The sequence below is a fragment of the Pseudodesulfovibrio cashew genome, assembly GCF_009762795.1.
Lineage (GTDB): Bacteria > Desulfobacterota > Desulfovibrionia > Desulfovibrionales > Desulfovibrionaceae > Pseudodesulfovibrio > Pseudodesulfovibrio cashew.
In genome coordinates, this window is the sequence record NZ_CP046400.1 from 2,242,986 (window position 1) to 2,254,422 (window position 11,437).

The following is an 11,437-nucleotide window of genomic DNA, read 5'->3' on the forward strand; positions in this document are numbered from 1 at the left end:
GGCGTCCACGTTGTGGCTGTAAGAAAGGGAAGGGCGGGCTCAGCCTACGTCGTAACGGTAGGCTTCGAGCAGTCCGTATTTTTTGATCTTGCGGTAGAGGGTGGCCACGCTGATGCCCAGCTCCTGCGCCACGCGCTTTTTCCCGTCGAGAGTTGCGCCGTGCCGGGAGAGGGCCTGAATCAGCGCTTCCTGCTCCGAGACCTCCTTGTCCCAGTCGTTCCGGGGCCGTGCGCCCGAGACCGGGATGCCATGCCGTCCCGGTGCTTCCGGTTGATGAACGACCGCTCCGCCGGGGGAGATCGTACTGGGGCAGTGCCCGCCGTTCAACGGCTCCCACGGTGCGAAATTGTGTCGGCCAAGTGAGTTGTCTGCGGCATTGAATCGTTCCGCCAGGGTGGCCAGGTTCAGGCTGCGCCCCTTGCGAAGGTTGATGCCGTATTCGACGAAGTTCTTCAGTTCGCGCACGTTGCCGGGCCAGGAGTATTCGATGAAGCGGCGCATGAGCTCCGGTGCGACCGGGGGCGGCGTTTCGCCCCTGCGGCGGGCGTAGAGGCGGACGAAATGGTTGACGAGCAGCTCCACGTCACCTTCCCGATGGCGCAGGGAAGGCACGTGCAGGGGGATGACCGAGAGCCGGTAGTAGAGGTCCTGCCTGAATTTGCCTGAGCGCGCACGCTCGGCCAGGTCGACGTTGGCGGCCGCGATGATGCGCACGTCGAACTCGTGCTCCTTGCGTCCGCCCAGGCGCATGACCTTGCGTTCCTGGAGAACGCGCAGAAGCTTGACCTGAAGGGCCAGGGGGAGCTCGGCGATCTCGTCCAGGAAGAGGGTGCCGCCGTCGGCGTGTTCGAACAGACCGGGCTTGCCGCCTTTCTGCGCCCCGGTGAAGGTTCCCGAGGTATAGCCGAACAGCTCGCTTTCGATGATGGATTCCGGGATGGCTCCGCAGTTCACCGCCACAAAGGGTTCCGACGCGCGCAACGAGAGGTCGTGGATGGCCTGGGCCGCCAGCTCCTTGCCCGTGCCGGATTCTCCCTGGAGCAGCACGGTGGAGTCCAGGGGGGCGCAGCGGATGATATCGTCCTTGAGGGCTCGCATGGCGGAACTCTCGCCCACCAGGCGCTCGAGGCCGGCGGTTTCGGGCTCGTCGCCCGATCCGCCCAGGGCGGTGAGCATTCGGGCGTTGGCCTCGCAGGTCTGTACCAGGAACAGGGTGATGGTTTCCGCGATGTCCGGCGCCTTTTCCTTCAGGATGACGCATTGCTCCTTGTTGAAGGCCACGGCCTGCACTGCCGCCACCACTCTGTCGCGCACGGTGATGGGCGCGGTGTAGTTGGAAAGATCGCGACAGGTGAGTCGCTGGGAGCATTCGTGGCAGGTGTCGTTGTCGCGCGGGTTGGCCACCATGGTTGCCCTGCCGCTGACCAGGCTGTAGCCGATGGCCGTATCTCTGGGGCTGACACAGCCCACGGCGCTTTCGTAGGCTCCCGACCCGGCCACGCACAGATACTCCGAGTTGATGACGAAAAGATCGATCCCGATCAGCCGGGTAAGAATTTTCACGAGCCGCTGCAGCTCATGGCAGGCGTCGAGAACGCCGAGAACCACGGCATTTCTTGGTTCCGACGAGAGTACCCAGTTTGGAGCGTATGTTGTCTTTGGTGCCACGATTACCTCAATTTGAATTTCTCATTGCTAGATACGTTAGGGTGATAATTCTGTAAAGACAAATGCCTCATGGTGAGAAATTCTTACTGCCGGAAGTCGAATTTCGATGACCTTCGCTTCGACTGCCTGGTTGCCTTGAAACCATCTCATTTCAAGGTCGGTTGGAAATTCCCCGGCAGGGTTTTTGGGGTGCTCCAAAAATAATAACACCAAGCTCCATTTGGGCGATTTTTTCTGGGCGTAAATAGGAATGTAGCGGATAATAGTTGTTTGAACTGTTGAATAGTCGAGAATGGTAACAAATTATAGAATATTATCCATAAATACCCCCTGATTAGCACGCCTCAATAATCAGTGTGCTGTTGGTGCTTGAGGAGGGGGAAAGAAAATCATTGGATTTTTTGCTGGAGAAAATTTTCACAAGCTCTTGACCGGCTATAGCGGGACTGATAGTCCATCTACAAAATCATGCTTTCTGGGTATATTCAATCGAGGTGGTCAGATGTCTGACCTGTGAGCCGAAAGCACCTTGTTAAAGTTGCAAAATCGGCTTGCCGGTTCTTTGGTGAACCCGGACGTGCGTGGTGCCGTGCGCCTTTCACGTCCAGCCTAAATGCGTTTTAATTTTAGGGTAAGGTGTATTTTTCATGATAAAACTCAAGAAAGGACTCGACATTCCCCTCGCGGGCGAGCCTGCAGCGGATTTCCTGGAAGGGAATCCACCGCGTACCGTGGCCGTCCTGGGTGGGGACTATGTCGGCATGAAGCCGACCATGGCCGTTTCCGAAGGTGACACGGTCAAGCTCGGCCAGTTGATCTTCACAGACAAGAAGATCGACGGCGTCGTCTTTACGGCTCCTGGGGCAGGCAAGGTCGTTGCCATCAACAGGGGGGACCGCCGGGTGCTGCAATCCGTGGTCATCGAGCTGGATGAAACCGCCGGTGCCGTGGAATTCCCGGCGTACAAATCGGACCAGTTGCTCGGCCTTGACCGACAGGCCATTGTCGATAATCTGGTCAACTCGGGCATGTGGACTGCATTTCGCACGCGCCCGTTCAGCAAAACCCCGGCTCCGGATTCGGTCCCGCATTCCATCTTCGTTGCTGCGATGGACACGAATCCGCTGGCCGCTAACCCTGTTCCGATCATCTGGAAGAATCCGGAAGCCTGGCAGGACGGTCTCAGGGTATTGACCCGGCTGACCGAAGGCGACGTTCACGTCTGCAGCGGCGACGGCGATCCCCTGCCGACGATTCAGGAAACGAAGAACCAGGTCTTTGCCGGACCGCATCCGGCCGGACTGGTCGGGACCCATATCCATTTCCTCGATCCTGTGGGAACGGAAAAGACGGTCTGGCATCTCGGCTATCAGGATGTCATCGCCATCGGAAAGCTCTTCACCACGGGGCAGCTCTACACGGACAGGTACGTCTCTCTGGCCGGCCCCATGGTCAAGCGGCCGTGCATCCTCAAAACCCGCCTGGGCGCGTGTCTGTCGGACGTGCTGGCCGGAGCGCTTGTTCAGGGTGATGTTCGCACCATTTCGGGATCGGTCCTTTCCGGCCATACGGCCGAGGGCCCCCTGGCCTTCCTCGGACGCTTCCACAACCAGGTTTCAGCCATCGCCGAGGGCGGTGATCGCGAACTGCTGGGTTGGATGAAGCCGGGTTCGGACAAGTTTTCGGCCAAGCCCGTCTTCCTGTCCTCCCTGAAGAAGGGGAAGCGCTTTACCATGAGCACGCTCCTTGGCGGCAGCCATCGGGCGATTTTCCCGACGGGTGCTTTTGACCAGGTCATGCCGCTGGACATTCTCCCGACCTATCTTGTGCGGGCCCTTGCCGCCATGGATACGGACGAGGCCCAGAATCTCGGTTGCCTGGAGCTCGATGAGGAAGATCTTGCCCTGCTGTCCTTCGTGGACTGCGGCAAGAACGATTTCGGGCACATGCTGCGCGAAGCTCTCACTCTTATCGAGAAGGAAGGATAAGGTCTTATGAGTCTGCTTAATAAAATACACAATGCTGTCACTGGAGACGGAAAGTACAAGAAGTACTATCCGCTCTACGAGATGGTGGACACCTTCCTGCTCTCTCCCAAGGAGACCAGCTCGGGAGCGCCGCATGTGCGCGATGCCATCGATCTCAAACGCGTCATGATAATCGTGGTCTTCGCCCTGATCCCCTGTTTCTACATGGCCATGTGGAACACCGGATATCAGGCCAACAGCGCATTGGCGGCCATGGGCCTCGATGCGGGCACCGGCTGGCGCTGGAGCGTGATGAAGCTCTTCGGCCTCGCCGCGGACCCCACGAGCTACTCTGCAAATATCATTCTGGGGGCGTTGTACTTCTTCCCCATTTATATCGTGTGCAACATCGCGGGCGGCTTCTGGGAAACCTTGTTCGCCATCGTCCGCAAACATGAAATCAACGAAGGCTTCCTGGTCACCGGTTCGCTCATTCCGCTGATCGTGCCTCCGCAGATCCCGTTGTGGCAGGTGGCCCTGGCCACCAGCTTCGGCGTGGTCATCGGCAAGGAGATCTTTGGCGGTACCGGCAAGAACGTCTTCAACCCGGCGTTGCTGGCTCGTGCCTTCCTCTTCTTCGCCTACCCGGCCGCGATTTCGGGTAACGGCGTTTGGGTCGCCGTGGACGGCGTCTCCGGCGCAACTCCCCTGGCGCTGGCTGCCGAGGGCGGCATCAACGCCGTCATGGCCAAGTACTCCTGGTGGGATTGCTTCATCGGCACCATTCCCGGGTCGATCGGTGAAACCTCGACCCTGGCCTGCCTCATCGGCGCGGCCGTGCTGCTGTTCACCGGCATCGCCTCCTGGCGGATCATGTCGGCCATCCTTGTGGGCTCCATTGCTACGGCAATCGTGTGCAACGCGGTTGGCGGAGTGACCAACCCCATGGTCCAGATCAGCCCGCTGTGGCACCTCGTCATGGGCGGCCTGGCATTCGGTGCGGTCTACATGGCCACTGACCCGGTGTCGTCGTCGATGACACCCAAGGGGCAGTACTTCTACGGGGCACTCATCGGGATAATGATCATCCTGATACGGACATTCAACCCGGCCTACCCCGAAGGCGTCATGTTGGCGATTCTCTTCGGCAACGCCCTTGCGCCCACCATCGACTACTTTGTCATGCGGGCCAATATCAAGCGGAGGAAGGTGCGTAGTGTCTAACGATTCCACTAAAAAAGTCTTTGGGGTGGCCTTTACCCTGTGCCTGGTCTGCTCGCTGCTTGTGGCGGCCGCAGCCGTCGGGTTGAAGCCCATCCAGGAGGCTAACAAGGTTAACGAACGCAAGGAAAACATCCTCAAGGCAGCGGGCATCTACAATGAAGACGAGTCCGTTGACGAACAATACAAACAGATTGAATCCAAGGTGGTGGACCTGGCCACCGGAGAATATGTCGATGTGGACGCTGTGGCCTTTGATCAGCGCAAGGCGGCCAAGGACCCGGAAGCCAGCATCGTGATTCCTCCGGCGGAAGATCAGGCGGGTATCGGACACCGTTCCAAGCTCGCCAATGTCTACCTGCTCAAGGAAGACGGCCAACTGAAGCGCGTCATCCTGCCCATCCACGGAAAAGGGTTGTGGTCGACCATGTACGGCTTCATCGCCCTTGGCCCGGACCTCAATACCGTCAAAAACTTCGGTTTTTATGAACACGGCGAAACTCCCGGATTGGGCGGCGAAGTCGACAACCCCGACTGGAAGGGCCTGTGGATCGGCAAAAAGGTCTATAATGATCAGGGCCAGGCCGTCATTGACGTCATCAAGGGCAACGTGAGCGCCGACGATCCCAAGGCCGCCTACAAGGTGGACGGATTGGCCGGAGCCACGCTCACCGGGCGCGGCGTCACCAACCTGGTGCAGTACTGGCTGAACACCGGCGGCTTCGGTCCCTACCTGAAGCGACTCGCCACGGAGAGAGGTGAATAATATGTCTAAATTCAAAGAAGCATTATTCAAGCCGCTTCTGGAGAACAACCCCATTGCCGTCCAGATTCTCGGAATTTGTTCGGCTCTGGCCGTTACCACCAAGCTTGAGACGGCATTCGTCATGAGCCTGGCGGTGACCTTCGTCACCGCGGCCTCCAACGCCTCGGTCAGCGCCATCCGGCGGCATATCCCGTCGAGTATCCGCATCATCGTGATGATGACCATCATCGCGACGCTGGTTATTATCGTTGACCAGTTCCTGAAGGCGTTCGCCTACGGGGTCAGCAAACAGCTGTCCGTGTTCGTCGGCCTGATCATCACCAACTGCATCGTCATGGGCAGGGCGGAGGCTTTCGCCATGCAGAACAATCCCACGATAAGCTTTGCCGATGGTCTCGGTAACGGCATCGGTTACGGATTGATTCTCATGACCGTCGCCTTCCTGCGTGAGTTCTTCGGCTCGGGCAAGGTCTTCGGACTGGGGATCATGAAGCTGACGTCGGAAGGCGGGTGGTACGAACCCAACGGGCTCATGCTGTTGCCCCCCAGCGCCTTCTTCATCATCGGGCTGCTGATTTGGTCCGTGAACGTTTACGAATCGCGGAAGAACAAGCGCTAAGCCTGAAAGGAGTGAGCTGTGGAACATCTCATAAACATATTCGTTAAATCGATATTCATCGAAAACATGGCCCTGGCGTTCTTCCTGGGCATGTGCACCTATTTGGCCGTGTCCAAAAAGGTCGCCACGGCCCTGGGCCTTGGTGTCGCCGTTGTCGTGGTCATGACGATCACGGTGCCGGTCAACAACCTGCTCTACAACTACTTCCTCCGGGAAGGAGCCCTGTCCTGGGCCGGCTTCGGCAATGTGGACCTGACCTTCGTCGGGCTGATTTCCTACATCGGCGTTATCGCGGCCATCGTCCAGATCCTGGAGATGGCATTGGATAAGTACGTGCCCTCGCTCTACAACGCGCTGGGCATCTTCCTGCCGCTGATCACCGTCAACTGCGCCATCTTGGGAGCTTCTCTCTTCATGGTGGAGCGTGACTATGATTTTGCCGAATCCGTGACCTTTGGTCTGGGTTCCGGCATCGGTTGGGCGCTGGCCATCGTGCTTTTGGCCGGTATCCGCGAGAAAATGAAGTATTCGGATGTCCCGGAGGGACTGAGCGGACTCGGCATCACGTTCATCGTGGTCGGGCTGATGTCCTTCGGGTTCCTGTCGTTTTCTGGCATCCAGATGTAGGTGTTTTCGGACGCCTGACGCGTCCTTCATTGACCAAACGTCAAATTACGGGAAGTGAAGTATTATGGTTGAGATCATACTCGGCGTGGCTATGTTCACCGGAGTGGTGCTTTCACTGTGCGTGTTCATTTTGCTCGCCAGAGCCAAACTTGTCCCAAGCGGCACAGTAAAAATCGAAATCAACGGAGATCCGGAGAAGACCATCGAGGTCCGCCCCGGTGCAAAACTCCTCAATGTGTTGGCCGAAAAGGAAATCTACGTCCCCTCCGCATGCGGTGGCGGCGGCTCCTGCGGCCAGTGTACCTGTAAAGTCTTCGAGGGCGGAGGCGGCATCCTGCCGACCGAAACCTCGCATATCAGCAAGCGCGAAGCCCGCGAGGGCAAGCGTCTCTCCTGCCAGGTGAACGTCAAGCAGGACATGAAGATCGAGGTCCCCGCGGAAATCTTTGATATCCGTAAGTGGGAATGCACGGTCAAGTCCAACATCCCGCGCGCGACCTTCATCAAGGAGCTCACCCTGCAGTTGCCGGAAGGCGAAAACGTCGACTTCCGCGCTGGCGGCTACATCCAGATCGAGGCCCCGGCGCACACGGTCCACTACAAGGACTTCCAAGTCGGCGACAAGTTCAGGGAAGACTGGGACAAGTTCGACCTGTGGCGTTACACCTCGGTCGTCAAGGAACCCATTGTCCGTGCGTATTCCATGGCCAACTATCCCGGCGAGAAGGGCATCATCATGCTCAACGTGCGCGTGTGTCCTCCGCCGCCGTTCGCCCCGGATGCGCCTCCCGGACAGATGTCCTCGTTCATCTATGGCCTCAAGGAAGGTGACAAGGTCACCATCTCCGGTCCCTATGGCGAGTTCTTCGCTCGGGATACCGATGCGGAAATGATCTTCATCGGTGGTGGCGCGGGCATGGCCCCCATGCGTTCGCACATCTTCGATCAGCTCAAGAGGCTCGCCTCCACACGCAAGATCAGCTACTGGTACGGCGCTCGAAGCCTGCGGGAGATGTTCTATGTGGAAGAGTTCGACAAGCTGGCCGAGGAGTGCCCGAACTTCACCTGGCATGTTGCCCTGTCCGATCCTCAGCCCGAGGATAACTGGACCGGATACACCGGGTTCATTCACCAGGTCCTCTTTGAGAACTACATCAAGGACCATCCCGCTCCGGAAGACTGCGAGTTCTACATGTGTGGGCCGCCGATGATGGCCTCCGCCGTGGAAAACATGCTGCTTTCCCAGGGCGTGGAAGAAGAAAACATCATGTACGACAACTTCGGCGCTTAGTCCGGGTTGTCTGCAACACTACATGAATACACGGGTCGGAGAGCGGGTGCTCTCCGACCCCTGCTTGGCCCCGATGGGGCGGCACAGGACCACCTCAGGTGATCCGCAACAAAAGGATGACGATGATGAAGAGGCCCATGGCCTCCCTGAATGCATACGCCGGGTTGCTCGTCCTGCTGCTTCTTGCAAGCGGGTGTGCGAACGACCCGCAACCTGTGCGCTTCCAAGGAAAGGCTCTTGGCACCACGTATTCCATAGTGGCGTATGGCCTGCACGACGGTCTCACCTCTGACGCCGTGTATAAGGGAATCGGACAGGAGGTGGCCGGAGTAAATGCGGCCATGTCCCTGTTCGACCCCGATTCGGAGTTGTCGCGCTTCAACGCCTACGACAAAACCGACTGGTTTCCGGTGTCGCGCAGGTTGGCCCAGGTCGCCGAAGTGGCCAGACAGGTCCACCTCATGACGGGTGGTGCGTTCGATATCACCATCGCTCCCCTGGTGGACTTGTGGGGCTTCGGCAAGGCGCAACGCGTCGATGTCGTGCCGCCTGAGCAGGCCATTGCAACGGCCATGGCCTTGGTCGGTGAAGACCGTATCGAGGTCCGTCTAGACCCTCCGGCCCTCAGGAAAGGCGATCCGAAGATGTCTCTCGACCTCGGCGCCATAGCCAAGGGCTACTGCGTTGACGCGGTCGGCGACTGGCTCGACAGTCAGGGAGTGACCAGCTTCATGGTCGAGATCGGTGGAGAAATACGAACCCGTGGGAAAAAGCCGGACGGCTCGCTCTGGCGAATCGCCGTGGAAAAACCGGTGACCATGGAGCGCTCCGTACAGGCCATCATCTCGTTTACGGATAAGGCAATGGCCACATCCGGCGACTATCGGAACTATTTCGAGGAGGATGGCATTCGCTATTCCCATATCCTCGACCCGACAACAGGTCGCCCGATCAGTCATTCGCTTGTTTCGGTGAGCGTAATGGATGATACTTGTGCCCGAGCGGATGCGTTGGCCACCGGCCTGATGGTGCTTGGCCCCAAGCGAGGAATCGAGGTAGCTAAAAGGGAAAATCTGTCGGCATTCTTTCTCGTGAAGACAGCCGACGGGTTTGCTGAAACGGCGACCGGCGATTTTCCTCAACATGAAACATTGAAATGAGGATTTAACTCATGGAATTACTTATATTAACAGCGGTTATTTTTGTCGTTGCCTTTACCGGACTGGCGCTTGGCGTCATGTTCAAGAGAGGTTGCATCCGGGGATCTTGCCAGGGTTCCATCCAGGCCGGTGACGGATCCGGTTGCCGATGTGGCAAGTATAACTTTGAAAAAAAGTGTACTGATAAAAAGCATTAATCAACGCTTTCGGAATAGAAGCCAAGGAGAACCGTATGACAAATGTCCAAACTGCCCGGGATGTTATTGACCAAGTGAAGGCGTTTCACAGGAAGTTGGGTGATCTGTATCAGGGGTTGTCTGACACGGTGGAAAAAGAGCGGGTCAAGATCCTGCTGGAATACATGAGCCGTCACCATGACAACCTGGCTTATATCATGGATGAATACGAGGAAGGTCTTACCGAAAAGGTGTTGAACACGTGGTTCATGTACGTCCATGAGGAATGTGACCTTTCCCCGTTCTTCGATGCCAATCTCGGTCCGGATACGACCGCGCAGGAAGCCATCCTTGTCGCCCTGGATCTGGATAAGTGCCTTATGGAGACCTATGAGGCCATGCTGGCCCAGGAAGTCCCCGACGAAGTGAGCGAAGTGTTTGAGCGGTTGCTGGAGTTCGAGAAAAAGGAAAAGATCAAGCTGGCCAAGACCTCGCTTATGATCGAAGACATGTAAATACCGTGTTTGTGTTTCCCGCCGCACCGGCGGGTCATACCTAGACGTTGCCAGTGCCCCGCTCTTTGGAGTGGGGCACTTTTCGTTTGCCTACCGGTATCCTTTATGGAGTGTCTGGCAGCCTGGCAAATGGAATTGGAGGAAGTGCGGGAGCTAGTCAGGCGGTTGTGTCTCGAGGGTGCGCTCGTTTCGGCTTTGTAACTCGCCGGGGCGACACAGGAGCTTTCATCTGTCCCCTGCCGAGAGGCGTCGCTCACTCGACGTGGAGCCTTTTGGTCATGAGCAGGAATGTGGGCAAGAGGCACAGTCCTCCCAAAATGGCGGCAAGCTCGAAGGCATCCGCCATGGTTCCGTATTCCGCCGCAAAGCCGGCCAGCCCAGGACCGAGAACAAAGCCCAGATTTGCCACGCCCAAAAAAATGCCCATGGTGCTTCCCTTGGCGAATCCCATGTCGGCGGCAAGTGACATGGACGCCGGCAGGGAGAGCGCCGAACCGAGTCCCATCACCACGCCCAGGCAGGCGAAAGCCCACAAGGGGATCGGCTGCCCGAGGCCAAAGACGCACGCCGCGCACAGTCCCATTCCGAGGAATGTCAGGCCGGTCCGGTCGCGGATATCCGCCCATCGGCTTGTTACGGGTATGCCCAGAAGGATCACGATGTTGGGCAGGGTGAACAGGATGCCTGCGGCGACACCGCTCAAGCCCAGATGCTCATTGATGAGCCTGGGCAGGAAGGTGACGATCACCGAGGAGCCAAGGGTCCGGCCAAAAACGGCCAGCAGCAGGGCAATGAACGCGAAATCGCGCCAGGGCGGGCCTCCTGCCTTGGCCTGCTTTCCCGGCGTGGCCGATGAGACTGCTCCGCCTCTAAGACACAGCAGAAATGTCAGGCCCATGCTCACGGCGGGCAAGGCGAGCGTCAATGTGCCGATGCCTCCGTCCATGTTGCCGGTCAGTCCGCCTGCCAATGGCCCCAGAATGAATGCCGCGTACAGATAGGTGTTGTACGCGCCAAACAGGCGGCCACGGCGGTCGGGCGGGGCGCATTTTCCCAGGAGGGACATGCTTACGGGTTTGACTATGCCGACGCAAAACCCCAGTCCGATTTGGATGAGCCCGAGGGCTTCCCGTGTTGGATAGGCCGAGTAGAGAGCGGGAATGGCGGCCCCGGCGCAGGTGGCCGTGAGAAGAAGCGGCATGGCTCCGATATAGTCGGCCCCGTAGCCTGCGAGAGGGGCAAGGATGAGCCGCGCCAGAAAATACCCGGAGAAAGCGAGGCCGAGCCAGGATGTCGACAGTCCCGAGGCCCCGGCGTTGGCGGACAGGGCAAACGAGAACGCGCCGACTCCGAACGTGGAGAAGAACGCCGCCCAAAGCATGGATTGAGCTGTTCGCCGTTGGGCTTTGGAAATGTCATTCCAACAA

The 11,437-nt window shown here is 58.3% G+C and carries 10 protein-coding genes; 8 read left to right on the forward strand and 2 right to left on the reverse strand.

Annotated elements, in window-relative coordinates; translation table 11 throughout:
• Positions 1-39: 39 nt before the first annotated feature.
• Positions 40-1,608: a sigma-54 interaction domain-containing protein gene (locus GM415_RS10000; protein WP_158947756.1), complete on the reverse strand. Its 1,569-nt coding sequence runs from the start codon at positions 1,606-1,608 to the stop codon at positions 40-42.
• Positions 1,609-2,315: 707 nt separating this feature from the next.
• Between GM415_RS10000 and GM415_RS10005 the strand changes: the two genes are divergently transcribed.
• The 8 genes from GM415_RS10005 (at position 2,316) to GM415_RS10040 (ending at position 10,010) form a co-directional block, all read left to right on the forward strand.
• Positions 2,316-3,656 carry a Na(+)-translocating NADH-quinone reductase subunit A gene (locus GM415_RS10005; protein WP_158947757.1) on the forward strand — a complete coding sequence of 447 codons (1,341 nt, stop codon included), beginning with the start codon at positions 2,316-2,318 and terminating at the stop codon, positions 3,654-3,656.
• A gap of 6 nt (positions 3,657-3,662) precedes the next feature.
• Positions 3,663-4,859, forward strand: coding sequence for an NADH:ubiquinone reductase (Na(+)-transporting) subunit B (locus tag GM415_RS10010; RefSeq protein WP_158947758.1), 1,197 nt, complete (start codon positions 3,663-3,665; stop codon positions 4,857-4,859).
• The gene (locus GM415_RS10015) at positions 4,852-5,622 is read left to right on the forward strand and encodes a Na(+)-translocating NADH-quinone reductase subunit C (protein WP_158947759.1); all 771 of its coding nucleotides are present in this window, start codon (positions 4,852-4,854) and stop codon (positions 5,620-5,622) included. Before GM415_RS10010 ends, GM415_RS10015 begins: the two co-directional genes overlap by 8 nt.
• A gap of 1 nt (position 5,623) precedes the next feature.
• Positions 5,624-6,241: an NADH:ubiquinone reductase (Na(+)-transporting) subunit D gene (locus GM415_RS10020; RefSeq protein ID WP_158947760.1), complete on the forward strand. Its 618-nt coding sequence runs from the start codon at positions 5,624-5,626 to the stop codon at positions 6,239-6,241.
• An 18-nt stretch (positions 6,242-6,259) separates the two neighbouring features.
• Positions 6,260-6,868, forward strand: a complete 609-nt coding sequence (nqrE, locus tag GM415_RS10025) for an NADH:ubiquinone reductase (Na(+)-transporting) subunit E (RefSeq protein WP_158947761.1) — start codon at positions 6,260-6,262, stop codon at positions 6,866-6,868.
• A gap of 64 nt (positions 6,869-6,932) precedes the next feature.
• Positions 6,933-8,159: an NADH:ubiquinone reductase (Na(+)-transporting) subunit F gene (gene nqrF / locus GM415_RS10030; protein ID WP_158947762.1), complete on the forward strand. Its 1,227-nt coding sequence runs from the start codon at positions 6,933-6,935 to the stop codon at positions 8,157-8,159.
• 137 nt (positions 8,160-8,296) lie between these two features.
• On the forward strand, positions 8,297-9,319 hold the full coding sequence (locus GM415_RS10035; protein ID WP_158947763.1) for an FAD:protein FMN transferase: 1,023 nt from the start codon (positions 8,297-8,299) through the stop codon (positions 9,317-9,319).
• 232 nt (positions 9,320-9,551) lie between these two features.
• The gene (locus GM415_RS10040) at positions 9,552-10,010 is read left to right on the forward strand and encodes a hypothetical protein (protein WP_158947764.1); all 459 of its coding nucleotides are present in this window, start codon (positions 9,552-9,554) and stop codon (positions 10,008-10,010) included.
• Between the two features lie 253 nt (positions 10,011-10,263).
• On the opposite strand, the gene GM415_RS10045 is transcribed toward GM415_RS10040, so the two are convergent.
• Positions 10,264-11,391 carry an MFS transporter gene (locus tag GM415_RS10045; protein WP_158947765.1) on the reverse strand — a complete coding sequence of 376 codons (1,128 nt, stop codon included), beginning with the start codon at positions 11,389-11,391 and terminating at the stop codon, positions 10,264-10,266.
• Positions 11,392-11,437 lie beyond the last annotated feature (46 nt).